At 40.6% G+C, this 26856-nt stretch carries 27 protein-coding genes; 1 reads left to right on the forward strand and 26 read right to left on the reverse strand.

Going from position 1 to position 26856, the window contains the following annotated elements:
* Positions 1-26: 26 nt before the first annotated feature.
* The 16 genes from SMSK597_RS09895 to pbp2b all read right to left on the reverse strand — a co-directional run bounded on the left by SMSK597_RS09895 (position 27) and on the right by pbp2b (position 17147).
* On the reverse strand, positions 27-719 hold the full coding sequence (locus SMSK597_RS09895) for a phosphoglycerate mutase (protein WP_000240129.1): 693 nt from the start codon (positions 717-719) through the stop codon (positions 27-29).
* A gap of 130 nt (positions 720-849) precedes the next feature.
* Entirely contained in the window at positions 850-1248 is a 399-nt protein-coding gene (locus tag SMSK597_RS09900) for a hypothetical protein (protein ID WP_000836730.1), read from the reverse strand.
* An 89-nt stretch (positions 1249-1337) separates the two neighbouring features.
* Positions 1338-4130: an isoleucine--tRNA ligase gene (ileS, locus tag SMSK597_RS09905; RefSeq protein WP_000768057.1), complete on the reverse strand. Its 2793-nt coding sequence runs from the start codon at positions 4128-4130 to the stop codon at positions 1338-1340.
* Between the two features lie 252 nt (positions 4131-4382).
* Positions 4383-5264 carry a DivIVA domain-containing protein gene (locus tag SMSK597_RS09915; RefSeq protein ID WP_001123176.1) on the reverse strand — a complete coding sequence of 294 codons (882 nt, stop codon included), beginning with the start codon at positions 5262-5264 and terminating at the stop codon, positions 4383-4385.
* Between the two features lie 8 nt (positions 5265-5272).
* Positions 5273-6058 carry a YlmH family RNA-binding protein gene (locus SMSK597_RS09920; protein WP_001032406.1) on the reverse strand — a complete coding sequence of 262 codons (786 nt, stop codon included), beginning with the start codon at positions 6056-6058 and terminating at the stop codon, positions 5273-5275.
* Positions 6055-6318 carry a YggT family protein gene (locus SMSK597_RS0102890; RefSeq protein ID WP_000576512.1) on the reverse strand — a complete coding sequence of 88 codons (264 nt, stop codon included), beginning with the start codon at positions 6316-6318 and terminating at the stop codon, positions 6055-6057. The genes SMSK597_RS09920 and SMSK597_RS0102890 overlap by 4 nt, the downstream gene beginning before the upstream one ends.
* The gene (locus tag SMSK597_RS09925; RefSeq protein ID WP_000053380.1) at positions 6318-6857 is read right to left on the reverse strand and encodes a cell division protein SepF; all 540 of its coding nucleotides are present in this window, start codon (positions 6855-6857) and stop codon (positions 6318-6320) included. The genes SMSK597_RS0102890 and SMSK597_RS09925 overlap by 1 nt, the downstream gene beginning before the upstream one ends.
* A 9-nt stretch (positions 6858-6866) precedes the next feature.
* Positions 6867-7538, reverse strand: coding sequence for a YggS family pyridoxal phosphate-dependent enzyme (locus SMSK597_RS09930; RefSeq protein ID WP_001101085.1), 672 nt, complete (start codon positions 7536-7538; stop codon positions 6867-6869).
* 4 nt (positions 7539-7542) lie between these two features.
* The gene (gene ftsZ, locus SMSK597_RS09935; RefSeq protein WP_000144274.1) at positions 7543-8802 is read right to left on the reverse strand and encodes a cell division protein FtsZ; all 1260 of its coding nucleotides are present in this window, start codon (positions 8800-8802) and stop codon (positions 7543-7545) included.
* Positions 8803-8818: 16 nt separating this feature from the next.
* Positions 8819-10192 (reverse strand): cell division protein FtsA, encoded by a 1374-nt coding sequence (gene ftsA, locus SMSK597_RS09940; protein WP_000090388.1) that lies wholly within the window; start codon positions 10190-10192, stop codon positions 8819-8821.
* Positions 10193-10412: 220 nt separating this feature from the next.
* The gene (locus tag SMSK597_RS09945; RefSeq protein ID WP_001055232.1) at positions 10413-11117 is read right to left on the reverse strand and encodes a YwaF family protein; all 705 of its coding nucleotides are present in this window, start codon (positions 11115-11117) and stop codon (positions 10413-10415) included.
* Positions 11118-11207: 90 nt separating this feature from the next.
* Positions 11208-11819 (reverse strand): NUDIX hydrolase N-terminal domain-containing protein, encoded by a 612-nt coding sequence (locus tag SMSK597_RS0102895; RefSeq protein ID WP_000857986.1) that lies wholly within the window; start codon positions 11817-11819, stop codon positions 11208-11210.
* Positions 11806-13179: a UDP-N-acetylmuramoyl-tripeptide--D-alanyl-D-alanine ligase gene (locus SMSK597_RS09950; protein ID WP_000778902.1), complete on the reverse strand. Its 1374-nt coding sequence runs from the start codon at positions 13177-13179 to the stop codon at positions 11806-11808. The genes SMSK597_RS0102895 and SMSK597_RS09950 overlap by 14 nt, the downstream gene beginning before the upstream one ends.
* An 84-nt stretch (positions 13180-13263) precedes the next feature.
* Positions 13264-14307, reverse strand: a complete 1044-nt coding sequence (locus SMSK597_RS09955; RefSeq protein ID WP_000814685.1) for a D-alanine--D-alanine ligase — start codon at positions 14305-14307, stop codon at positions 13264-13266.
* A gap of 175 nt (positions 14308-14482) precedes the next feature.
* On the reverse strand, positions 14483-15079 hold the full coding sequence (recR, locus tag SMSK597_RS09960) for a recombination mediator RecR (RefSeq protein ID WP_000966748.1): 597 nt from the start codon (positions 15077-15079) through the stop codon (positions 14483-14485).
* Positions 15080-15089: 10 nt separating this feature from the next.
* The gene (gene pbp2b, locus SMSK597_RS09965; protein ID WP_080551657.1) at positions 15090-17147 is read right to left on the reverse strand and encodes a penicillin-binding protein 2B; all 2058 of its coding nucleotides are present in this window, start codon (positions 17145-17147) and stop codon (positions 15090-15092) included.
* A gap of 193 nt (positions 17148-17340) precedes the next feature.
* Between pbp2b and SMSK597_RS09970 the strand changes: the two genes are divergently transcribed.
* Positions 17341-18192 carry a MurR/RpiR family transcriptional regulator gene (locus SMSK597_RS09970; RefSeq protein ID WP_000360351.1) on the forward strand — a complete coding sequence of 284 codons (852 nt, stop codon included), beginning with the start codon at positions 17341-17343 and terminating at the stop codon, positions 18190-18192.
* A 166-nt stretch (positions 18193-18358) separates the two neighbouring features.
* Here the strand turns inward: SMSK597_RS09970 and SMSK597_RS09975 are convergent, their stop codons facing one another.
* From SMSK597_RS09975 to SMSK597_RS10020, 10 genes are all read right to left on the reverse strand, one after another.
* Positions 18359-18709, reverse strand: a complete 351-nt coding sequence (locus tag SMSK597_RS09975) for a type II toxin-antitoxin system RelE/ParE family toxin (RefSeq protein WP_000384972.1) — start codon at positions 18707-18709, stop codon at positions 18359-18361.
* Positions 18699-18986 (reverse strand): type II toxin-antitoxin system RelB/ParD family antitoxin, encoded by a 288-nt coding sequence (gene relB, locus SMSK597_RS09980; protein ID WP_000951985.1) that lies wholly within the window; start codon positions 18984-18986, stop codon positions 18699-18701. The genes SMSK597_RS09975 and relB overlap by 11 nt, the downstream gene beginning before the upstream one ends.
* Before the next feature lie 96 nt (positions 18987-19082).
* Entirely contained in the window at positions 19083-19967 is an 885-nt protein-coding gene (locus tag SMSK597_RS09985) for an ROK family protein (protein WP_000150253.1), read from the reverse strand.
* A 17-nt stretch (positions 19968-19984) separates the two neighbouring features.
* On the reverse strand, positions 19985-20902 hold the full coding sequence (locus tag SMSK597_RS09990) for a dihydrodipicolinate synthase family protein (protein ID WP_001281519.1): 918 nt from the start codon (positions 20900-20902) through the stop codon (positions 19985-19987).
* Positions 20903-21075: 173 nt separating this feature from the next.
* The gene (locus tag SMSK597_RS09995; RefSeq protein ID WP_000057509.1) at positions 21076-21720 is read right to left on the reverse strand and encodes a YesL family protein; all 645 of its coding nucleotides are present in this window, start codon (positions 21718-21720) and stop codon (positions 21076-21078) included.
* Between the two features lie 19 nt (positions 21721-21739).
* Positions 21740-22192, reverse strand: coding sequence for a NanQ anomerase/TabA/YiaL family protein (locus tag SMSK597_RS10000; RefSeq protein ID WP_000575442.1), 453 nt, complete (start codon positions 22190-22192; stop codon positions 21740-21742).
* A gap of 270 nt (positions 22193-22462) precedes the next feature.
* Positions 22463-23302: a carbohydrate ABC transporter permease gene (locus SMSK597_RS10005; protein ID WP_001192008.1), complete on the reverse strand. Its 840-nt coding sequence runs from the start codon at positions 23300-23302 to the stop codon at positions 22463-22465.
* A 15-nt stretch (positions 23303-23317) separates the two neighbouring features.
* Entirely contained in the window at positions 23318-24184 is an 867-nt protein-coding gene (locus tag SMSK597_RS10010; RefSeq protein WP_162489574.1) for a carbohydrate ABC transporter permease, read from the reverse strand.
* A 221-nt stretch (positions 24185-24405) separates the two neighbouring features.
* Entirely contained in the window at positions 24406-25734 is a 1329-nt protein-coding gene (locus tag SMSK597_RS10015) for an ABC transporter substrate-binding protein (protein WP_000672133.1), read from the reverse strand.
* A gap of 114 nt (positions 25735-25848) precedes the next feature.
* Positions 25849-26547, reverse strand: coding sequence for an N-acetylmannosamine-6-phosphate 2-epimerase (locus SMSK597_RS10020; RefSeq protein WP_001135681.1), 699 nt, complete (start codon positions 26545-26547; stop codon positions 25849-25851).
* Positions 26548-26856 lie beyond the last annotated feature (309 nt).

Here is a 26856-nt window from a genome sequence, read left to right on the forward strand (position 1 = left end):
CCAATCCTAGGCTTTCTTTTTACAAATTATTTTCCAAGGTAGTATTCAGAAACTACGTTCAATTTTTCGTCGAATTCGAATACCAATGGTGGGAAGTTAGGGATTTCCACGTCCATGATCTCGTCATCTGACAAACCTTTGATGTGTTTTACAAGGGCACGGATTGAGTTACCGTGAGCTCCTACGAATACGTTTTTACCATCTTTAAGAGCTGGAGCGATTTTATCTTCCCAGAATGGAAGAGCACGTTCCAAAGTCACTTTCAAGTTTTCAGCATCTGGGATAACTGAGTCGTCAAGTGAAGCATAACGACGGTCTGTGTGAGCTGAGTGCTCATCATCACGATCCATGTTTGGAGGCAATACATCGTATGAACGACGCCAGATGTGAACTTGCTCATCACCAAATTGTTCAGCAGCTTCAGCTTTGTTTTTACCAGTCAAACCACCGTAGTGACGTTCGTTCAAGCGCCATGATTTTTCAACTGGAACCCACAATTGGTCAGAAGCTTCAAGAGCCAAGTTAGTTGTTTTGATCGCACGTTTCAATACTGAAGTGTAAGCTTGGTCAAATTCAATACCAGCTTCTTTGATCAATTTACCAGCGTCAATCGCTTGTTGTGTACCTTTTTCAGACAAATCAACATCAGCCCAACCAGTGAAAAGGTTAGCTTTGTTCCATTCAGACTCACCGTGGCGAGCAAAAACCAATTTTACCATTAGATGGATTCTCCTTTAAATTTTCCGAGGTTTTCCCTCGTTTATCTATTCTATTTTACACAATTTTTCACAAAAAAGCTAGTCAAAACCAAAAAGGAAAGGACTGTTTGACAATCCTTTTCCTTATTTTTTATCCTTCAACTTTGAATTTTTTGAGACTTCCTAAAAATAGTGAACCACCGATAATTGCTAGGATTCCTCCTACCCAACCAAGGGCTGGAATCAAGCCAACTGCTCCACCTACGATTAATAGGACAGAAGGAGCCGAACCAACACGACTTTCTTCCTTATAGTATACAATCGCAACAATTCCTAAAACTAAAATAGCAATTTTTAAAACGGTTGGAAGTAAAACTCCTGCAACTCCTGCAACTGTTGTAGATGCAGTTAATTCAGGACTCTGTGTAGCTGTTGCTGTAGCAGCTGTACTCACAACTGCTGCTAGTAAAAGAAGTGGGGCAATAAGCAAGTAGATTCCACCTACTAAACCAACAATACCACTATAAGGTGCTAAAGCTTTTGACTTCATAATAAATCTCCTTTAATGTTTTATACTAAATATCATACCATAACTAGTTAAAATACTCAATTCATGAATATTCTCCAGACTACTCGAAACTATTTCTCTTCAAATCCTTCTGCGACTGCGTCCGCGAAGTTTTCTTCTACGATGCTTGCACAGTGGTCACAGATGACTGCGTGGTAGCTGCGTTCTGCTGTTGTTGGGTCGATACGACGGCAACGGTCACATACTTGGCCTGCAGCGCGTTCAACTGTAAAGGCTACATCTTCGAAGCTAACAGCAGCTTCTGGAGCTGGTCCTTCTGCAATGGTCAAGTCTGACACGATCAAGAGTTGAGCCACATTGCTGTTTACTGCTTCAAGTAGAGTTTTCACAACTTCGTTTGGATAAACTATCAAGTGTGCTTCAAGTGATTTACCGATAACTTTTGCATTACGCGCTTCTTCCAAGGCTTTTTGAGCTTGTCCACGGAAGTCCATGAAGGCAGCCCATGTATCCAAGATTTCCTCTTGATTAGCAAAAGTTTGAGCTTCTGGTAATTCTGACAATTGAACAAAATCTTCAGCTTCAAACTCAAGATATGACCAGATTTCTTCCGCAGTGTGAGGAAGGATTGGTGTCAAGAGTTTGGTGATTTTCACAAGAATGTCATAGAAAACAGTCTGCATTTGACGGCGTTCCAGTGATTTGGCACCTTCGATGTAAACAACGTCCTTAGCAAAATCAAGGTAGAAGGCTGACAAGTCAACGTTGATAAAGTTCACCAATGCCTTATAGATTGTCAAGAATTCAAAGTTGGCATAAGCATCACGAATGGTCTTAACAAGCTGGTTAAAGCGAATAGTCATGTACTTATCAACTGAACGAAGCTCATCGTAAGCTACTGCATCTTGAGCTGGGTTAAAGTCAGATGTATTGGCAATCAAGAAACGAAGGGTGTTACGAATCTTACGGTAAGTTTCAGAGACTTGGCTCAAGATATCCATAGAAATACGCACGTCGTTGCTTGAGTCAACACTTGTTACCCAGAGACGCAAGATTTCAGCACCAAATTGTTTTTCAACATCGCTTGGAGCAATGGTATTTCCAAGAGATTTAGACATCTTCTCACCTTTACCATCAAGGGCAAAACCTTGTGACAAGATTTGCTTGTAAGGTGCTACGCCATGGTTGGCAACAGATGTGATGAGTGATGAGTTGAACCAACCACGGTATTGGTCAGAACCTTCTAGGTAAAGGTCTGCTGGGTAAGTCAACTCAGGACGGTTTACTACAACCCCATTCCATGATGAACCTGAGTCAAACCAAACGTCCATGATATCTGTTTCTTTCTTGAACTCACCATTTGGTGAACCTGGATGAGTAAATCCTTCTGGCAAGAGGTCTTTGGCATCACGTTCCCACCAAATGCTTGAACCATGTACTTCAAAGAGTTGAGCCACGTGTTCAATCGTTTCAGCAGTCATGATAGCTGTACCGTCTTCTGCATAGAAGATTGGAAGTGGAACACCCCAAGCACGTTGACGAGAGATAACCCAGTCGCCACGGTCACGGATCATATTGTAAAGACGTACTTTCCCCCATTCTGTATGGAATTTAACTTTATCAATAGCATCCAGGATTTCTTGACGGAATTTTGAAACAGAGGCAAACCATTGTGGTACTGCACGCCAGATGATTGGTTTCTTAGTACGCCAATCAAATGGATATGAGTGAGAGATTTCTTCTTGGGCAAGAAGGAGGTTGCCGAGTTTTTCGATAACAGTTGGGACAACCTTGTCATAGAATTGACCTTCAAACTCAGGACCAGCATTCTTCATCATGATACCACGTTCGTCAACAGTCACTGCGACTTCAAGACCATTAGCAATACCAACATTGTAGTCGTCCTCACCAAAACCAGGGGCTGTATGGACAATACCAGTACCAGAGTCAGTTGTAACGTGGTCACCAAGAATAACCAATTCATCTACAGCTGTATCCCATGGATGTTCTGTTACGATGTGGTTGAGTTCTTGACCACGATAAGTTGCCAAAACTTGAACATCAACCCAGCCAAATTTCTCAGACAAGCTGGTCAATAATTCTGCAGCAACCACAAACTTACGAGTTTCACCAGCAGGTTGAACCAAAACGTAATCAATATCTGCACCAACAGTCAAACCACGAGAAGCTGTGATGGTAAATGGAGTTGTTGTCCAAACTACGATATAAGTATCTGTATCTAGAACACCTTTGCCATCTTTTACCTTGTTGGCATAGTAAAGGGAAGTTGAGACCAAATCATGGTATTCAATCTCCGCTTCAGCAAGGGCTGACTCAGATGACCAAGACCAGTAAACTGGTTTTGCACCACGGTAGATATAACCTTTATTAGCCATCTCACCAAATACACGGATTTGAGCTGCTTCATAGTCAGGAGTCAAAGTCACATATGGATTTTCCCAGTCACCAGAAACACCCAAACGTTTAAAGTCTTCACGTTGTTTATCTACTTGAGAAAGAGCGTATTCACGGCAAAGTTTCAAGTACTCAACCAAGTCCATTTCTTTACGTTTGACACCTTGTTTTGCCAAAACTTGCTCGATTGGCAGACCATGAGTATCCCAACCTGGGATAAATGGTGCGTAAAAACCTGACATAGATTTTGAGCGAACAATGATATCTTTTGAAATCTTGTTCATAGCGTGTCCAACGTGGATATTTCCGTTCGCGTATGGAGGGCCATCATGCAAGGTGAAATGAGGTTTTCCTTGGTTCAATTCTTGACGACGTTGATAAAGTTTTGCATCTTCCCATTCCTTTTGCCAAACTGGCTCTTTGGTAGGAAGGCCTGCACGCATTGGGAAAGCTGTTTTCCCAAGGTTAAGGGTATCTTTGAGTTTCATGGTATCTCCTTTATAAATAATAACAAATTAAAAACCACGACTGCCAAAAAGGACGAAAATCGTGGTACCACCTTTATTCGGAAAAAGATCTAGTCTTTCTCCCTCTTATCCCGTAACGTGGGGAACGTCAAATCTTACTCCATTCAGACTTGAGTTTTTGAGAGGATAATCTTATCGTTAGGGAATGCAGGACTCACACCATCTCCTGCTCGCTGGAAATATAAGGATAAGATATTGTTCTCAGAATATTTCTTATAAAATTGTAACGGATTCTTGCGGTGCTTCAAATCCTGGTGCTGAATCAAACGTTTCTGTAGCTGGTGTTGGAGCCGAAGGATGTACTGGAGCTACTTCTGGTTCTTCGTACATTGGACCAACTGGATGAGCAGGCTCTTCTTCCATTTGAGGACTCACTACAGGAGTTGGATTTTCCACTCCCTGTTTAGCCTGAGCTTCAAATTCAGCCAATTCTTTATTGGCTGCCTCAATACGAGCCTGTAACTCTGCCATTTCTGCTTGAGAGAACTGACGTGTCATATCAATTGGTTCTTCTTCAATTGGAGCTGGAATCGGTTCTCCAAGCACTTCGCTAACCACTTCTTTAAAGGCTTCATCACTGGTTTGAAGATAAGTAGCTGTTGGACGGAGAATATCTTCCCAATCTGAAGATTCAACAATAGCTAACTGGCTCTCAATTGTAGATTTAAGACGTTGGTGGAAGACACGACTCTTGTTCTTCAATTCTTCGGTTTCAACAGCAACTTTCTTAGCATTATCAGTTGCTTGACGAAGAATCTCGTTTGCCTTATATTTAGCTTCTTCCAACAAGCGTTGCGCATCCTGCTCTGCTTGATGAATGATATTGTTTGAACGTTCATGCGCCGCCTGTTTCACTCGCTCAGCTGTATCTTGGGCAATCAATACAGACTGGCTCAATGAATCTTTCATTTCGTCAAAGTAAGACAAACGCTCTTCTAAACTCTTAATACGCAAATCTTTATCATGATTCGCACGAACAAGATCTTCGTAATCACGAACCACAATATCTAAAAATTCATCGACTTCTTCTGGATCAAAACCTCTGAATCGAGTTCCAAAGGTTTTGTCCTTTATTTCTAATGATGTAATTGGCATTCTATTCCTCACTTACTTAATAATAACTGGACGGTTATTTTTTTCTTCTCTTTTTTTGTTTGTCCCTTATCTTGAAGCAATCTCAAGCGCCCAAATTTTCTTACACTAATCAAGTCTCCAACTTGAACAATATAATCTGATTTGTCTACCACATGATAATTTACTTGGACAAGTTTCTTTTCAATCAACTGGTTTGCTTGATTCCTAGATAGTTTCAAAACATTTGATAAAAGAACATCTAATCTAAAGCTAGACACACATAAATCCAGCTCTCGATACTGTTCTAGCTTATCTATTTTATCGGTGAAAGGACGTTCCTCCAGCGAAACGGGTATACGGCCAATTTTCTTTAATCCATCTTGAAAGAGAAGAAGAAACTGCTGATTAATCATAATCTGCGCCCGTTCTTCATCTACTAGGATATCTCCAAAAAGTTTCCGTTCAATCCCTAATTGATTGATGACTGTCCCTAAAATCTTAGCATGCGTTAAGTGTTCAAATTTATTGGAATACACAATTTCTTGGAGAGATATTTCAAAATCTGAAAACTCTGGCTGGAAATAATCTGGGTATAATAAAACTCGAACATACTCACTCAAGACGAATTCCCCACTACTGCTACAAGCAAGACCATAGGTTTTGGCCAAAATCTTTAATAGCTTCTCCTGATGAGGATTGATAAAAGGAGTTAAAAAAGGAGCATAGCTATCTTCTACCTTCTTTATCCATTCCATTCCCTTGTCAAGAAATGGACGATCTTCTATGGAGAAATGCTGGTAAATCCCTTTATTCATCCTATCATCGCCAGAAAACGGACTAGGTTTTCTCCTAAAAATCGAATCAAAACAATCGCAACCCAAACAGATAAATCAAGACCCGCTATCTGTAAAGGCAGGCGTTGCAAAGGAGCAAGCACTGGTTTTACCAATGCTACAATCCAACGACCCAAACTTGATTCGTAGGCGCCTGGAAACCAAGACATGACAGCAAAGGCTACCAAAATCAGGGAGTAAATATCCACTGCATTATAAATCATACGAATTAAAAAAATCATTATCGTACTCTATTTCGCTTCATATCAAAACCAAACTCACCATTTTGTTCTTCATCTGGTAAACGGATATCTTCAACATTGACAATAACATTCACTGGTGTTAACAGATACATAGTAGATGCTACCTTTTTCAAATTTCCAGCTAGAACATGGCAAGCTCCATCCAGATAATCTAAACAACGACGAGCTTGCACTTCAGTCATATATTGAAAATCAATCAAAATACTTTCGTTTCCTGCTAATAAATCAACAATCTCTATCGCATCTTCATATTTTCTAGGATAACGAACATCAATTGTTACTTTTTCAGTAGAATGCTGATTTTGCTTTGCTAACTCTTGTTGACGTGCATGCAGTCTGGTGATATTGCTCTCTTTTGCACCTGCCGACTGTGGAGTTTGAGTGATTGGGAGAGCCGGTTCCTGTGTAGAATTTACTGGAGTTAGAATAGGCTCATCTCGTTTTTCATTAGGGAGACTTAAATCCTCATCCTCCGTAAAATAATCTATAAATCTATCGAATCTATCTTTTAAAGACATGGTTCTCTCCTACTTAAAAAATGCTGTACCTATACGAACAAAGGTGGAACCGAATTGAATCGCTTCTTTATAATCACGACTCATTCCCATACTTAACTCGGTCATAGGCATATTTGGAATTTGTTTTTCTTGAATTTCTCTTTGCAAATCTTGGGTCGCCTTGAAAATTTCTTTCAACTGCTCACTGCTAGCCTCAAAAGGTGCCATCGTCATTAAACCAACATATTCAATCTTATCTAGTCTGGCTAACTCTGGCAAGATTTCCAGCAGTTCCTCTCTCGAAAATCCGTGTTTACTTTCTTCTTTAGAAATATTTACCTGAATGAAACACTTGATGACTCGGTCACTTCTTTTTTGAATTTCCTCTGCTAGCTTGACTGAATCCAAGGCATGGAAATAATCAACGTATTGAATGACATCTTTCACCTTACGTCTTTGCAAGGTACCAATCAAATGCCAAGTCACATCTCGATTTTTTAAAGCTTCATATTTTTCCAGAAACTTATTGACACGATTTTCACCGATATGATGAACACCTAGCGGAAGCAAGGCTTCCGCTGTCGGTACATCTACATACTTGGTAACTGCAATGACAGAAACTGAACCACTCTCTCGATGAGCACTCAGACTAGCCTCTGCAACTTCTCGAAAAACAAGTTCTGTATTTTCTTTTACATTCATTTACTTAACGATTTTTGAAAAATGGAGGTGTATCCAACTCATCTTCATCTTGTGAATTTGGAATTTCAAAACGTTCTACCGGTGACACTACTGAATCAGTCGGACGAACAATTGTCTCACGACGTAAATCCCAATCACCAAAAGCAGAGCCTTGAGCTGGTTCCGAGCGACGTTGATTTTGTTTTGGCAATTCAGCTGTTTCTGCCATATCAAAATGACGATCAAAGCCATGTGAATGAGCTGATTTCACTGTCTCACGGTAGTTGGTAGTAGGTCTAGCTTGTGGAGCCACAACCTTCTCTACGCGGTCTTGACGAACACCTGTTGCAACAACTGTTACACGAATTTCATCACGCATACTTTCATCAATAGATGTTCCGAGCCAGATGTTCACTCCTTGACCTGCTGCCTGGTTCACAATTTGTGAAGCCTCTTCTGCTTCAATCAAGGTTAAATCAAGACCACCAGTAACGTTGACGATGACATCCTCGGCACCGTCAATAGTTGTTTCAAGAAGTGGTGAGTAGATTGCCTTACGAGCTGCTTCTACCACACGTTCTTCTCCACTACCGATACCAATACCCATTAGAGCGTTCCCTTTATTTGCCATAACTGTTTTCACATCGGCAAAGTCAAGATTAATCAAACCAGGATTTGTAATCAAGTCAGTAATTCCTTGAACACCTTGGCGAAGTACGTTATCTGCCTCGCTAAGAGCCTCCAAGAGCGGTGTTTTCTTATCAACAATTTCAAGCAAGTTGTTGTTTGAAATAATCAATAGAGTATCTACATGCTCACGAAGTTGATTGATTCCTTCTACAGCAAATTGTCCACGCTTGCTTCCTTCAAAACCAAACGGACGTGTTACAACACCAACTGTAAGAGCACCCAAATCTTTTGCAATACGAGCAATAACAGGGGCAGCTCCAGTTCCAGAGCCTCCTCCCATACCAGCAGTGATGAAGACCATATCCGCGCCACTGATAGCTTCCGTCAGTGTTTCTTCGCTTTCTTCAGCAGCTTTACGACCAACCTCAGGTTGACCTCCTGCACCCAAACCGCGAGTCAATTTAGGTCCCAACTGAATAACAGTCTCAGCTTTTGTACTACTCAATGCTTGTACATCTGTGTTTGCTGCGATAAATTCTACGCCTGTAACACCTTCGTCGACCATACGGTTGATGGCATTGCCACCGCCTCCACCGACACCAATTACCTTAATCACTGCACCTTGAGCAGCAGCTGTATCAAATGAAAATGTCATAATTTATTTTTCCCCTTTATTCGTCAAACATGCTTCCGATCAAGCCACGGAAACGATCTGCTAATTTCGGTTTATTTTGTGAAGCTTGTTGGAAATCTGCCATTGGTTCTGTAGGCGCCACCGGCTCTACTTCTGGAGCAGGAGCTGGTTGAACAGGCGTTGATTGTACAAACTGAGCTGTTTTCTGAATCATTCCCCCAAAACTAAGCGGTTGTTGAAATAATCCTTCATCACCCTTGACTGCTCTTTGAGCCAAAAGATTGACTTCTGTCAATTGTCCAGCAAATTCTGATAAACTAATCACATGCGCAAAGGCCGGATTGCGAATACCAACTTGGTTTGGAACATAGAGTTTGACACGAACGCCAAAGACTTCTTGAGCCAATTCTACCATACCCGGTAAAATAGCATTTCCACCGATCAAAACAATTCCACCAGGAAGATCCAATAAATGTCTTCTGTCTAAGTCTTGTTTGATTTGTTCAAAAATATGCTTAATTCGTGCAGAAATAATCTCTGACAAGTAATTTTCTGTTACTTCAACAGGTTCTACTTCCCCAATAACTTCTACTTGGAATGTTTCTTTACTTGCAAGAGGAGGGTAAGCCTCTCCATAGTTTAATTTCAATCCTTCAGCCAACTTCTGAGAAGTTTTCAAGACTTTAGAGATATCCTTAGTTACATAATCTCCGCCTTCTTGGAGAATATTGGTAAACTGGAGTTCTTGGTTACGGATTGTAGCAACAGTCGTCTGGCCTGCCCCCATATCAATCACTGTCGCACCAAATTCACGTTCACCTTCGTTCAAAACTGATTGAACCATTGCTAGTGGTGAAATAATAATATTTTCAACCTGAACACCTGCACGCTCAACCGTCTTACGCAAATTGTGCAAGATAGTACGAGGGCCTGTATAAAGCAAGCCACGCATTTCAAGGCGAACCCCCATCATGCCACGTGGGTCACGAATCCCTTGGAAACCATCCACAATAAATTCTTCAGGAATAAAGGTAATGACTTCACGGTCAGGTGTCATACTCTTTGTCAAAGCTGATTTGACAACATTTTCGACATCTTGATCCGTAATTTCCTTGGTATCAGATGTTACTGGAATCATCCCTTGAGTTGGTTCTACCTGTAAGAGATTAGCTGGTAAACCAACATTCACTGATTTAATTGAGATGCCTGCTTTTTCTTCTGCTTGGGAAATAGCTGATTTGATGGCAGTTGCTGCTGCATCAATATCAACTATAATTCCATCCTTTACACCTTTACTTTTGGCATTACTCACGCCAATTACATTTAATTCACCATTTCTCTGCTCGGCTACAAGCACCTTGACAGAGCTTGTTCCAATATCTAGACCTGTAAAAAAGCCTTCTCTAGCCATTACATCGCATCCTCTCTATCTTCCAAGTTTCTAACTTCGTAATATTCAATAGCTAAACGTAGGCATAGCTATTCACAGAATATTATAACACAAAAAATCTCATCGTGCTCAGTTTTTTCCTTAAATTTACTAGCCAATTTTTTTGTTTTTTCTGTTCAGAAATTCATTCACTGTAAACTTTATCAACAATCTGTCTATTGCCAAAAAAGAAAGCTCATTTCTAAGCTTTCTTTGCAATCATTTTTTCTGTTTCTTGTTCTAAAAATAGTTCCAAGATTTTCTTTGTCAACGTAATCGCCGCTGACAAGGCCAGAGAAACGATTAAATAATTAGCTACTAAGCCGTGGTCTCCAACCAATGGCGGTTTTGTCAAAAATCCATAATCACCACCTGTTACCAAATTGACCACAAAAATCAAGGCATTTAATGCAAAGGTCATGAGAAAAATTCCCTTCACATCCAGCAATCGCGCATTATAGTGTCTCAATAGATAAACTAGAGAGTTCCCCAAAAGTGCTAAATGCCCAAAGATAAAGGACAAAATGGCAATATGGGGGAAAGGATAGGCATCTGGCACTGGATAAACAAAGGCTGCTAATGTCCCAAATGTTCCCAACAATGCAAAATACTGCCTATATTTAGACTGACCAGGAAGCAAGAGTACCACAAACATAGCCATACGGCAATGGTAGAAAGGTAAACTTTCTGACAGTGGCATATGATTGATCCCATACCAACCATAAAGTAGGATTAACTGAACTGCCTGTAAAATCTGGAAAAATCGTTGGTAAACCTTCTTCTCACGATAACGATAGGCTGTATAAAAGGTCAAACCCAAGAGTGTAAATATACTAATATACCAAAAAAGATCAAACTTGGGTGGCTCTGTTGCTTGGGTCGTAAAGAAAATATCCCATAAATTCATCTAGTCTTCCTCATGATTCAAAATTTTCCTGCATTTTATTATACCATGCTACTTAAGAAAAATGAATTTAGAAATACGATAATCATCTTCTTAGTCAAGATATTGCTCCCTCTGACCTTGATAAACCTGCCAAAGAAGCTCTATTTGCTCCTTGGTAATGCGTTTTTCAGATAAGTTCGGCAGTTGGTCAATGGCAAAAAATTGAAGGTCAGCAATTTCTTGATTTTCTTGGAATTGTCCATCAAGAAGCTTACATCCAAAAACAAACTTTGTATACTGTTTGCTCTGTAGTTGGAAACGATTGGTATCAAAAACAGCTAGCAGTCTTTCAACTTTGGCTTTAAAACCGGTTTCTTCTTCAATTTCCTTGAGAATATTTTCTGTTGGAGAATAGCCAACCTCGCCAAAGCCACCTGGCAAAGCCCAACTATCCTCTCCTTGTCCCCTAACCAGACAAATCTTTTCGTCCTCAACAATCCAAGCACGGACGTCCATTAACGGAGTCGCATAAGCAGAAGTTGGCTTCAAGACTTCTGCCACTTCTTCGGCATCAAGGTCTGATGCTTGATTCAACATTTCAGATAAAAGGCCTCGCAAGTCTTCGTAGCGCTCACGGTCAAACGGATCTTTTGTAAAGGTTAATCCAGTATCTGTAATGGCAATCATTCTTTGCAAATACTTGACAAAATCACTTGTCTTCATTTTCTAAACTTTCTACCAACTTGGCTAGATTCATAGAGTTAGAGCCTTTGAGCAGGATTTGGTCATGAGCCCCAAGGCTTTCTTTGACCTGCTTAACTAGGTCTTCAAATTGGTCTTGGTCTTCTGTTTTCTTGAAGTAATAAACGTGTCCGATTGGGAACATTTGACTGGCAAGTTGGGCCAATTCTGCGATATCTTCTCCATAGAAAATCACGGTATCAATCACATCTGGCGAGAGACTCAAAATCATCTGGTTATGGAGTTGAACAGACTGGTCACCGAGTTCCTTCATATCCGCCAAGACTGCAATTTTCTTGCCACCTTCATTGGCTGGAATAGCAGAGAATGTCTCCAAAATCAACTTCATAGCAGTTGGATTGGCATTGTATACGTCAGACAAAACATCTGCTCCATTGGCTGCTTTCTTCCACTCAGTACGATTACGCGTCAATTCAAGATCTTGGAAGGCCTGACGAATCTGCTCCTCTGAAACTCCTTCTTGTAGGGCAACATAGGAGGCAATCATAGCATTAGTGGCATTGTACTTACCAGTCACTGGCAAATCAAGGGCTTGTTCCAAGAAATTAGCCTTAAAGGTCAGACTGTCCTTACGCTCAACCAAGTCTGTGATTTCCAGCTCTGCTCCTTGCCCAAAACGAACCACCTTTTTATCAGCTGGCAAGTAGGACTCTACAATCGGATCTGCTGGTGCCAAGAGCAAGGAATTCGAAGACATCCCGTCTGCAATTTGCATTTTCCCTTTAGCAATATCAGAACGGTCTTTGAAAAAGGCCAAATGGGCTTCTCCAACCAAGGTCACGATGGCTGTTTTTGGATGAGCCAATTCAGACAAGAGATGAATATCTCCCAAGTGATCCTGCCCCATCTCCAAGACCAACTTTTCTGTCCCTTCAGGCATGTGGAGAACTGTGTAGGGAAGGCCAATCTCGTTATTGTAGTTGCCTTGTGTTTTGTAGGTTTTGTAGATTGTTGATAGCAAGTGCGCCAACATGTCTTTGGTCGTTGTCTTGCCATTTGAACCCGTAACCGCAAAGACATCAACCGCTGTTTTTTCAAGATAGTAGGCAGCTAGGGTTTGAAAGGCAGTCAGCACATCATCTACTAGAATGTAGGGATGATTTGCAAGCTCTTTCTCAGACAGGGTTACTGCTGCACCATTTTCAAAGGCTGTTTCGATAAAGTCATGGCCATCACGCGCACCTTTAAGTGGCACAAATAAATCTCCAGTTCCAATCAAACGACTATCAAACTCAGCTTTTTCTAACTGGGTGTCCTCAAAGATACTGATATCATTTTTAGCTCCAACAACTTGGGCAATTTCATAGATTGTTAATTTCATTTCTACTCCTTTAAAAAGGGTTGAAGTCCAAGAACTCTAATCACCTTACAGTGATGGTTCTGGCTTCTACCCTCTCTTTCATTTTTATAGCAAATGCGCTTCGCGCTTGTCAAAACTTTCCTTGGCAAGATCAACCAATCGCTCGATTAAGTCTGGATAGCTGATTCCCATATTGTCCCAAAGTAATGGATACATAGACCACTGGGTAAAACCTGGCATAGTATTGAGCTCGTTTAGGAAAATCTCTCCCTTATCTGTATAGAAGAAATCGCAACGAGAGAGACCGAGCCCACCAATGGCACGGAAGGCAGTTTCTGCATTTTGACGCATGACAGCTACCACATCATCACTGATTTTGGCAGGAATATCCATAGTAATCTTGTTATCAATATACTTGGCATCGTAGTCATAAAAGGCAACGTCCTTGACAACTTCTCCTGGCAGGGTGCTTTTGACATCGTAGTTGCCCAAGAGGCCAACCTCAATTTCACGGGCATTCACTCCTTGCTCTACCAAGACACGGCTGTCATATTGAAAGGCAAGTTCCAAAGCCTGACGGAGTTCTTCTTGGTTTTCAGACTTAGAAATACCGACACTAGATCCCATGTTTGACGGCTTAGTGAAGACTGGATAAGTCAATTTTTCTTCCACTTCAGCGATTTTAGCAGTCACATCATCCCCTTCAACGATAGCCACATAAGGAACTTGGGCAATACCAGCAGATTCTAACACACGCTTAGTCGTGATTTTGTCCATGGCAAGACTCGATGACAAGATGTTGCAACCAACATAAGGCATTTTCAAAACTTCCAAGAATCCTTGGACAGAGCCATCTTCTCCCATCGGACCGTGAAGAACTGGAAAGACCACTGCACCTTCTTCGTAGATGGCACTTGGTGCAACTTGCTTATCCCAATCAATGGTTTCATTGGTCATAAGACGATCCTCTTGACCTGGAGTCTGACTAAATTCCTGCGTTTTGATAAAGTCACCTGACTGGCTGATGAAGAAAGTCTTGACTGTGAAACGATCATAATTGACCGCACGCATGACACTTTCCGCTGAAAGGACAGAGACTTCGCGTTCCGCACTCCGTCCACCATATAAAAGAATAATCGTTTGTTTCATATTACTTGTCCTAATTCTACTAGAATACTCGCTCTTTAGTATATCATATTTGCTTGGTTTTTTAAAACTTGAACCTGATACTACCCATCACACTATACAAAAAGAGGCCGATAGGAACGATTTTCAGCCTCTTTGATTTTTTATAAATGAATGGAGTTCGTAAATTTGTCTACACTTACAACTCCGTTCGATTTTCAATAGCCCGTAAGAGGGTCACTTCGTCCGCATACTCGATATCTGCTCCCACAGCGAGACCTCGCGCCAGGCGCGTAACCTTGATACCAGCTGGCTTGAGCAAACGTGAAAGATACATGGAAGTCGCTTCTCCATCTGCTGTAGCATTTGTGGCTACAATCACTTCTGAAACCTCACTATCCATCAGACGAGTCATAAGGCTCTTGAGATTGATATCATCTGGACTGATACCATTCATAGGAGAAATGAGGCCATGCAGAACATGATAGAGGCCATGGTATTCTTGGATGTTCTCCATAGCTGCCACATCACGACTATCCTCTAGCACCAAAATCGTTGTCTGGTCACGACTTGGATCGGTACAGATAGAGCAAGGATCATCGTCTGTCAAACGTCCACAAATAGAACAGTAGGTCAATTCTCTCTTAGCAGAAAGGAGATTTTTTGCAAATTCATTGACATCATCATCAGACATCCCAATCGTATAAAAGGCCAGACGCGTAGCCGTCTTAATCCCGATACCTGGTAACTTGGAATAACTGTCAATCAGCTTGGCAATGGGTGTTGGATAAAGCATAATTTCCTTTCTAGTTCATTGGATGGTATTTTTGATATAGATTGATAATGTCACGTGCAATGGAAGGTCCTACACCATTTGTTAGATTGGTATTATGAGGAAAGACCACTGCAACAGCGATTTGGGGATTATCAGATGGGGCATAGGCCACCGCATTGGTATTGGTTGCTTGCTGTCCATCTGCCACATAACTTTCGGCTGTACCCGTTTTTCCGCTAATGGATACCAAGGCCCCATTTGAAAAGGCACGGCCAGTGGTCAACCCACTAGTTCCATGGGCAACCTGATAAAAACCTTGGTGCAAGATGCTCATATCGGAGTCGGATATATTGACCTTATTCATCTCTGTCGGTTGCAGTTGCTGAATCAAGTCACCCAGTCCTCCCTTATCATTATTGCCATAAATGCCTTCAACAATACGAGGAGCCACACGAACACCATCATTTGCAATAGTTGCTACATACTGAGCCAACTGCATGGGCGTATAGTTATCAAACTGCCCAAAGGCATTAGTAATGTAATTAGCAAAGCTATAGTCTTTGGGAACAAATCCAGTAGATTCATCTGGTAGGTCAATCCCAGTCGCAGAACCCAAACCATATTCACCAAAGGTTGAACGCAATTTCCCCATAGCAGACTCTAGATTGCTGGTGCCGACAAACATATTGGGTTGATAGGTTTGCCCCATAAGACCTAGGGCTGTTTGGATCATATAGGCATTAGATGAATACTCCAGAGCTTGGACTGCTGTGATAGGGAATGAACCGTAAGCCTGAGTATACCAAGAATTGATGGGAGCTGAACCTTGGAAGACAATGGACTGGTCTGTCAAGGTCTGATTTCCCGACAAGACTCCATTTTCCCAACCTGAGCTGATGGTCGCCGCCTTGACAACCGAACCTGGAACAAAGACATTGGTTACCGTTCCCAAGGAATCAGGCGTCAACTCTCCCGTTTTCAAGTCATGTTTGATCCCTGACATGGATAACACAGCACCTGTTTTTGGGTTAAGGGCGACTGCATACACACCTTCAGAATACTTAGCTCCACCATTCCCCAACTCTGAATTGAAATAACTTTTCAGCAAGGCATCCACGCTATCTTGGAAGGCCAAATCAATGGTCAGTTTAATATTATTCCCTTTGGTACCATCTTCGATATTTTCGACACTTTCCATATTACCGTACTTATCTAGATGAATTTCCTTCACTGAGCGTTTACCTTGCAAGGTTTCCTCGTATTGCTTTTCTAGATAAGAGGTCCCAACACGGTCATTTAGAGAATAACCTTTTTTAAGATAAGCATCTGCTTCTTCCGCTGGGAGACCAGCTTTTTCACTGGATACACTACCTACTATAGAAGAAAGGGAAGTCTCTAGAACTTTTCGATCCCACGAAGTTGAGATACTGACGCCGGGTAATTGTTTCGAAGCAGAGGCAATCAGAGCAATCTGGGTATCTGTCAGACCATCTGTCACAATGGTTCCTGTCGCAAAGTTTCCAACAGCATTTAACTGACTAAAAAGATAGATTTCTTTCTTTTCATCCTCTGTATAGTTTAGTTGACTTGTTGGGACACTATCGACCGCATTGTTATACAGTTCTGATTCGGATAGGCGATTGCCATCTGAATCCAAGCGTTTCTCACTTGGGAGAGCTTCCACTGTTTTTTTATAGATTTCAGGATCAGCCAAATAGTAATCAGCCAGCTGGCGTTCTGTCAAGTTTGGCGAACTGATGCTCACATAAGTCAGTAACTTTTTAGCTGTTTCTTTTAAGTCTGTAGCCGTCATTTTATTGCTACGCGTAAAGGAAACAACCTGCTTTAACGTATTTTCTACCAAAGGTTTTCCACTAGCATCATAAATTTCCCCACGGGCAGAACTGGTTGTGACCTTGGTCTGACTAGCTGAGGCTAGCTTTTTTTCGTAAAAATCCTTGTTCAAAACCTGCATATACAACAAACGACCAATAATGGTCATAAAGAGTAAAATGACGATTGAAAATAATAAATTAAGCCGAATCGGAATCGAATGGCTGTTAAATTTTCTCATACAAATCAGTCTCATTTCTAACTTAAAATCTTACTCTTAATTGTACCACAATTTGAGCAGAAAATTATGGAAAAGAAAGAAGCTTTTTTTCGTTTTTACAGTAAGATACGTTTTTATTTATCCATCTCTATATTATATGTTATAATGAATGTAAAAGTTCAATAATCTAGTCTTTTTCCAACACGACTCATTTAAAGGAGCCTTCCCTATGGACAAACCAGATATCGCAACTGTCATTGATTCACATTTTGAAGAAATGACAGACCTAGAGCAAGAAATCGCTCGCTATTTTTTACAAGCAGAAACGATTACAGATGATTTATCTTCTCAACAGGTCACTCAAAAATTACATATCTCTCAGGCTGCTCTGACCCGCTTTGCTAAAAAGTGTGGTTTTACTGGCTATAGAGAATTTATTTTCCAATACCAACATGAGGCAGAAAATCAAGCCAACCAAGTCTTCAAGCACAGTCCACTGACCAAACGAGTCCTCAGAAGTTATAGCAATATGAGGGAACAAACACAAGACTTGATTGACGAAGTCCAACTAGAACGAATTGCCCAGCTAATCGAAGATGCTGAGCGTGTCTACTTCTTCGGAACAGGCAGTTCTGGCCTTGTTGCTCGTGAAATGAAATTGCGCTTCATGCGTCTGGGTGTGGTCTGCGAAGCTTCGACCGATCAAGACGGATTTGCCTGGACAACCAGTATTATGGACGAAAATTGTCTCGTACTTGGTTTCTCACTTTCTGGCACAACTCCCTCTATTTTAGATAGTCTATTAGATGCCAAGGAGATGGGGGCAAAGACTGTACTCTTTTCAAGTGTTCCCAATAAAGATAGTCAAGCCTATACAGAGACTGTTCTTGTAGCCACCCACAGCCAACCTTCCTATATCCAACGAATATCCGCTCAACTTCCTATGCTCTTCTTTATCGATTTGATTTATGCCTACTTTTTGGAAATCAATCGTGAAAGTAAGGAGAAAATCTTTAATAGCTACTGGGAAAATAAGAAACTCAACGGCTATCGTAGACAAAAACGTGTCAGAAAATCCTAGTTTGGTTAAACCAAACTAGGATTTTTATTCATCACCAAACATATAGCAGATTGAAATAAGATGTGAACAAATCGATTAGGAAAGTCAAATTAATGTATAGAAATATTTTAGCAGTCGTGGCGTACTATTCTTGATTCAATCTACTATACCTCTTCAAGATTGTGAATTAGTCATATCTTGACTTAGTCTTGAATAATTTCATGTAATCACTTTTTGAAGGGAGTAAATAAGCAAGTCTGACGGTATCCTCAACAATTGTATATAATACGATGTAATCCTTACTCAAGGTCAATCCTCGCGTTTGGTAGTGAGGATCTAATTTCTTACCAAATTTTTCATCGGTATCAAATCCAGCTTGGGGGAAAATTTCTAGCCGATTAATATCTTTTCTGATACTCGCCACTTTTCGTCTCGCAGCCTCTACAGAACCGATTTCCTCTACTATATACTGATATATTTTATCCAGACTATCAATCACTCTAGGAGAATACAAAATCCTATATCTTTTATAATCCATAGCGTGTCACGACATCCTCATCTGTCAAGTAATTTCCAGCCTCAATCTTGGCATAACTTTCTTGAACTTTTGCTTGTAATTGTCTAAACAAATACTCCTTCTCTAATTCCTCTTCACTCAGTAAATCTACTTCATTTGTTACGGCAACATTCTTTAAAAATAATCTAAGTGCCGATGAAAGAGAGAGATTTTGTTCTTTTAACACTTCCATGGCATCATTTACCAATTCTCTATTAGCTTGAAAGGTCACAATTTTATTTGAATTCGCTATAGCCATTTTATATAACTCCTTTATATATTTTACTTATTATCTCACGATTATAAAGAAAGTCAAGGGAACTTGATTAGAAAATCCTAGTTTGGCTCAGCCAAACTAGGATTGTTTTGTTTTAAAATGATAGTAGGCACCCAACATCCCTGCTGTATTCTGATGATGAGCAAATTCTAATCTTGTTTTTTCATCTAGGCTTGGCACCAAGGCATCTTTCAAGGCTGTACGGATCTTGGGTTTGAGGATAGCCTCTTGTCCCATGATACCGCCACCGAGAATAACCACTTCTGGATTGGCAACATAGCAAATATTAGCCAGACCTTTCCCAAGGTAATCTACCATTCGGTCAATACCAGCCATGCAAATCTTGTTTCCTTCAGTGGCTTCCTTAAAGATGCGTCGGCCATTCCACTGGTCAACTGGATCTCTATGACCTGCTGCTACATACTCCACCAAGGCTGTTGTAGAAGCCAAATCTTGGAACGCTCCATCCTGCATATGCATATAACCAACTTCACAGGCTGAATTGCTAAATCCATGGAAGACTTTCCCATCCATAATCAAACAACCACCGATACCTGTTCCAATGGTCAAGCAAAGTGTCACACTCGCTCCCTTTCCTGAACCAGATACTGCCTCAGCCAGACCTGCACAGTTGACATCATTTTCAATTTCACAAGGAATATTAAAGCTAGTCTCGATTTCCTTCTTGAACTGAGTTCCTGCATAGTTGGGAATCTGAGGCCCAGCATAGAAAATCTCACCCTTGTCAGGATCTACCATCCCTGCAGAAGAAATGGCAACACCTGCTACTGGGCCTTTTTCTAAATAGCTGGCTACGATATCTTTGGTTTTTTGTAAGATATGAGGTCCACCCTTATGCGCCTCTGTTGGCATTTCATGCGATTCAACAAGTTGACCTTCTTGGTCGATCAAACCATATTTGATGTTGGTTCCACCGATATCAATTGCAACGTAGTGTGTCATAAATACCTCCTTATGGATTAGAGGAAGCGCTCCTTGGTTTCACGAATCAAGGTTGCAGCTGCTTCTACAACTGGACGATCGTCTTCAGTCACTGGTGTCAATGGTGAACGAACAGAACCAATATTCAACCCTTCATTAATCTTCAAGACTTCCTTAATCACACCGTACATATTTCCATGTGCAGCAGTCAATTTGCCAATGATTGCATTGATAGCGTACTGTAATTCACGCGCTGTTTCCAAATCTTTATCTGCAATCAACTGATTGAGTTTCAAGAAGAGTTCTGGCATCGCACCATATGTACCACCGATACCAGCTTTGGCACCCATGAGGCGACCACCTAGGAACTGTTCATCTGGACCGTTAAAGACGATATGGTCTTCCCCACCAAGGCTCACAAAGGTTTGGATATCTTGAACTGGCATAGAAGAATTCTTCACACCGATAACACGAGGATTTTTCAACATTTCAGTGTAGAGACTTGGAGTCAAAGCAACCCCTGCCAATTGAGGAATGTTGTAGATGACATAGTCTGTATTTGGAGCTGCAGAACTAATATCGTTCCAGTATTTAGCGACTGAGTATTCTGGCAAGCGGAAGTAAATTGGTGGAATTGTTGCAATGGCATCTACACCCAAACTTTCAGCGTGGCGAGCAAGTTCCATACTATCCTTGGTATTGTTGCAAGCTACGTGAGCAATGATGGTCAGTTTACCTTTAGCAACTGCCATGACTTCTTCCAAAATCAACTTGCGGTCTTCTACACTTTGGTAGATACATTCACCAGAAGAACCATTGACATAAAGACCTTGAACACCTTTATCAATGAAGTATTGAACCAAGGCACGCGTACGTTCTGAACTTACTTCTCCTTGATCATCATAACATGCGTAGAAGGCTGGAATGACACCTTCGTATTTTTTCAAATCTGACATAGATTTTCTCCTATTATTTTTATTTTCTGCTAAAGCAGATTCTTTCTTTACTTCTTTAGTATACACTTTACCGAAAAGGCTTTCAATATCTTGTAGGCACTTAGATTTTAGTTTCTTGCTTATAGAATAGCGTTTGGAGCGTTTGAAAGTAGTTTCAGAAATAATTGCAAGCCTTACTCATACTTAGCAAATAGCTTTTCCATCACTCCTACTTGTAAAAAAGCAAGGAGTCCAAAACCAAAGAGAATAAAAGCTGATCCTCCCAATAGAAGGGTAAAGGCTGATAGATATAGAATCATCAAAATCAAAAAGATAATTGCAATCATCAAGATAAACCAAGGAGCATTAAAACTAGCCAACATCAATCCTTTTTGAAGAATTTCTTTCCAAGATAGGTCATAACGTGCAGCGATGGGATAGCTAGCCAACATCACGATAGTGAGGAAGATAAGAACGCCTAGACAAATAGCTTTCACCATTTGGAAAGGCATAGCTGTCTGACCCCAGAAGAGATAGAGATCTAGAAGGCTTAACGAGACGATACCCAACTCAAGCAAACCTAATTGGAAACCCAATTTCAGATTTTGCTTAAAAGCTCTTAGATAGATTTTAAAAACAGGCACCCGTCTGCTCTTCTTAACTTCGAACATGGTCTCGTAGAGGCTGATTTTAGCCACTCCAATCGTCACGATGGGTAAACAAGAGACGACAAAAAGAAGATTGACTGTCACGATGTCCAAGACTTTCTCGCTAAAACGCATGAGAAAGTTGTCTGTATCAAATGCTGCCTTGATAAGGCTTACTCCTTTTTGTGCCATGTTTGCTCCTCCTGATTTTTTAATCAATCAAAATTTTAAAGAGATATTTGCGAACCTTGTCTTCCATACCTGCATAGCCATTTGGCTGGTGTGGTTCTCCTGGAAAGAAAATTGCAAAATTGTGATAACCCAACAAGAGTGGGTAGTTTTCATGACAATGAACAAAGCCAATGTCACTCGCTTCGTCGAATGCTACTGCTTCATCTTTGATACGTGAACCGTAACTCGAATATTCATGTCCTTCTACCAGCAAATGCAAATCTGCATAGTTCTTGTGATGTTCAAACTGGTCATTTTCAGCTTGATTGAGGACATTTTCCTGAACAACTAGAAAGACTTTATCTCCATCAATATCATACTTACCTAGTTCGAAAGAATCCTTACGATGTTGGTAGAGATAGTCGATAGCCTTGTCTAGATTGGGATGAATTCCTTTGTAAAAGGTGATGTTTTTCAAATCGTCAAAAATCATACTCTTTCCTTCGTTTCTGATAGTTAACTAAAACCATTCTTAAGTTTATAAGTGTCTAACAAAATCTCCAAGGTAAGAAAATACCCAACATTTTGTAGACACTTATAACTCTATATTCTCTAAATCTATAAAATATACTTCTGTATTTTGATAGATTAATTTTCCTATACTCAATGAAAATTGAAGAGCAAACTAGGAAGCTAACCGCAGACAATACTTAAGTATGGCAAGGTGACGCTGACGTAGTTTGAATTCGATTTTCGCAGAGTATTATCCTTTAACAGCTCCCATAGTAATACCCTGTGTGAAGGATTTCTGGAAGACTAGGAAGACTGTTACGATTGGCACGGCTGCAAGAGCAGCTCCTGCCATAATCAAACCATAGTTGGTTGCCATTTCAGCCTGCATGGTCGCAACCCCAAGTGAGATGGTCAAATTTTGACGTGAAGTCAACATTACCAACTGCATGAAGTAGTCATTCCAAGTATTGATGAAGGTGAAGATTGCAAGAGCTGCAAACCCTGGTTTTACAATTGGGAAGGCTACGCTCCAGAAAGTACGAATCTCACCACAACCATCGATTTTAGCTGATTCAAGCAACTCTGTTGGAATATTTTCACTGAACTGTTTCATGAGGAAAACCCCAAATGGCCATCCAATCAAAGGCAAGATAACTGCCCAAAGAGTGTCATGGATTCCCATGAAGTTGACGATACGTACCAATGGTACAAGAACAACTTGTTTCGGAAGAGCCATGGCAGCAATAAAGATTGCAAATAGAATGCGTTGACCATAGAAACGTTTTTTAGCCAATACATAACCTGCTAGAGATGAGGTTGCACAGACTAGGAACATGGTTACCAATGAGATAAATACTGAGTTCCACATCCATTGCAAGGCAGGGTTCTGCACCATGAGTTGTTGGAAGTTTTCCATGGTTGGCATTTTAGGGAACCACTGAGGTGGAATAACGATTGTATCAGGTTGTGATTTGAATGCCCCTGTCAAAATCCAGTAGAATGGAAAGATGAACAGCACAGTCAACAAGAGCAAAATGATTGTTGAAATAACAGTGAAGGCTGTTAATGGTTTTTTTTCTGTAGATTGCATAGCTGTCTCCTTTCTTTAGTATTCTACGTCGTTTCCAAGTACTTTAAATTGAACAAAGCTTACGATCGCAATCATGACTGCCAAGAAGACACCAATTGTGTTGGCATAGCCGTATTCTGTCAATTGGAAGGCTTTTTCGTAAAGGTAGTACATAAGTGTACTTGTTGAGTAGTTTGGACCACCAGATGTCAAAAGCTGAATCAAAGCAAAACACTGGAATGAGTTAATTGTTGTGATGATTGCGATGTAAAGGGTTGTTGGAAGAAGGCTAGGCCATTTAATCTTCCAGAAAACTTGAAACTCAGTTGCACCATCAACACGCGCCGCTTCAACCAGTGAATTGTCAATATTCCCCATAGCAGCGATATAAAGGATAATCGGCTGACCAACTGAAGTTGTCAAAAGGATAATCATAATCGCCATCAAAGCCCAGTGTTTGTCTCCCAGCCAAGAAATGTTCTGGCTGATGATATGACTTGACTTGAGGACAAAGTTTAGAATCCCTGATAGTGGGTCATAGATCCATTTCCATACAACTGTTACAGCAACACTACCTGTTACAACAGGAAGGAAGAAGACGAAACGGTAGAAAGATCTGGCAATAGCATTTTGGTGATAGGTTTGTGATGCTACAAAGAGCGAGAATAGAACAACAACTGGCACAGATCCAATAACCAGGATAACCGTGTTGATTAAAGACTTCATAAAGACAGGGTCTTTAAACATACGGATATAGTTGTTTAAGCCTACAAACTCAAAGTTTGTCATAGAGTAATTAAAGAAACTTGTAATGAATCCCATCACCATAGGAGCCAATACAAAGATGACAAAGAAGAACAACACTGGTGCTAGGAAAGCATAGGAAATCACTGTTTCCCGCATACGAATTTTATTGACTTTCACAGTCGGCACCTCTCTTTCAAATAGAATAATTTTTTGACTTTCTTGAACTGTTTTAAAATCAAAATGAAATTTTTTAAGATTCGCTTATGTAAGAACTTCATTTTAATTTCGTGACAGTTCCTTACATTTCAAACAAAATCCTCCCTTTTCTTACATAGACTATGCACAGGGAAAAGGGAGGGATCAATCTGATTTAGTGCTTATTGTTTTGTGGCTTTTTTAATTGTTTCGTTCGCTTTTTCAGTGAAGGCTTTCAAAGCGTCCGCTGGTTTTTCGTCACCATTTGATACAGATTGCAACATTGGGAACCAAAGTGTTCTCATTTCAGCAAAACCATTGATAGTGTTGTAGTATGGTGAGTAGTATTTAGTCCAACCACTGATTGTTTCCATACGTTTGTCTTCATAAAGTTTACCAAATGAAGTACGAACTGGGAAGGCACCTGTACGAACAACGTCTTTTGGACCCCATTCTTTATCATCTGCGATGAATTGAACAAATTTCTTAGATGCAGCAACTTTCTTGTCGTCTTTGTTGTTGAATACTGCAAATCCGTTTACAAGGTATTCAAGAGCTGGTTTGCCTGAATCTGATGGGAATGGTACTTCTACCACTTCTACTTTACTTGCTTCCAAGAGTTTAGCTTGGATACCGTTTTGAGCTGGCGCCCAAAGGATTGTGTAAGATGTTTGACCGTTGGCAAAGTTTTGGATATCTGCTCCACCGTCAAATTGTGAACCATTGTTCAACAAACCGTCTTTAATCCAGCTAGCTGCTTTTTCAAGACCTTTGACGAATTTAGGATCATCAGTTGTATATTTTGTGACATCTTTATCTGTTACAGAACCGCCGTAAAGGTTTGAGATAAAGGCACGTGTTCCTTGGTCTCCCCCTTGACCAGAACTGAACAATGAACCTGGTGTGTAGCCTTTGTCTTTAAGCGCTTTCAAAACTTTTTCAAAATCATCAGTTGTCCAACCTTCTTTTACAAGGTTTGCAACTCCAGCTTCTTCCAACATTTTCTTGTTCATAGCCATGTAGAATGGGGCAGAACTAATTGGATACATGTAAGCCTTGTCTCCAGCTTTACTTGCTTGTACGATGTTTTCGTTGTTGACATCTTTAACAAAGTCATCTGTGAAGAGGTCGTTTAAGTCAGCTAATTTACCATTTTTACCATATTGGATGATACGTCCTGGTGCATCAAAGAGTACGTCTGGAGCTGTTCCTGCTTCGATAGCTGTTGTGATTTTTTCAGGACCTGACTTGAAGTCAATAGTTTCCAATTTCACTTTTACATCTGGATTGGCTTTTTCAAACGCTTCGATGATTGATTTTTCATATGTTCCAACACCGTCACCAGTTTTTTCTTGGGTAAATACTGGGAATGCCCACCAAGTGATTTCTGTTTTGGCACCGTCACCACCTGATTTGGCAGCATCTTTACTTCCGCCAGAATTGCCACAAGCAGCAAGACCAAGAACCGCAGCACTCGCAAGTACTGTACAAGCTAATTTTCTAAATTTCATTTGTATTCTCCTATGTAATAAGCGTATCCAACTTGGATAATGAGTTCTTTATTTCTTGTATGCGATTTCATTTCATCCTACTCATCCACCACTCTCCTCTTTTTTCAGATTGTGTTATTTGAGACCAGCAACAAAGCGTTCCGTAATCTCTTTTGGTCTAGTAATAGCGCCACCAACAACGATGCCTCGCACTCCATATTCAAGGATTTGTTTGGCTTGTTCTGGTGTATGAATTTTTCCTTCTGCAATGACATCTACACCGGCATCGCAGAGTTTTTTGATGAGTTCAAAATCTGGACCGTCTACTTTTGGACTGTAGGATGTGTATCCTGACAAGGTTGTTCCGACAAAGTCAATTCCTGCTTCTACAGCTGCTAGTCCTTCTTCGAAGATACTAGTATCTGCCATCAAAAGCTGGTTAGGATATTTCTCCTTAACCTGACGAATGAACTCTTGAATTTCCAAACCATCGTAGCGTTCACGCTTGGTACAATCCAGAGCAATCACCTCGATGTCCAGTTCTGCCAATTCATCAACTTCTTTCATAGTAGCCGTGATGAAGGGTTCTTGTGGCGGATAATCTCGTTTGATAATCCCGATAATCGGAAGTTTTGTAACCTCCTTGATTTCCTTGATATCACGAACACTGTTTGCTCGGATACCGACTGCTCCACCTTGCTCAGCCGCTTTGACCAGCAAGGGAATGACTCCTCCCGCTTCTGTATAAAGCGGTTCGTGAGGAAGGGCCTGACAAGAAACGATGATTCCATCTTTGATTTGTTCAATCAAGGCTTCTTTAGTAATCTGTGGCATCCTCTTTCCTCCTTTTCTTTGTTCTTATGAGGTCATTATATATTATTTATGAAGCGCTTTCAATACTTTGTAGTAGGATAGATTCCAGTTTCAAAAGTATTTTATAGAACAGCTGTTTCTGAAAGTAGTTTCAGAGAGTTATCTATCTTATACTCTTAGAAAATCTCTTCAAACCACGTCAGCGTCGCCTTACCGTACTCAAGTACAGCTTGCGGCTAGCTTCCTAGTTTGCTCTTTGATTTTCATTAAGTATCAAACTAATAAGAATCACAATAAGCTCATTCATAAATGGTTACCTAAAGAAACTAA

The sequence above is a fragment of the Streptococcus mitis SK597 genome (assembly GCF_000148545.1).
Lineage (GTDB): Bacteria > Bacillota > Bacilli > Lactobacillales > Streptococcaceae > Streptococcus > Streptococcus mitis_C.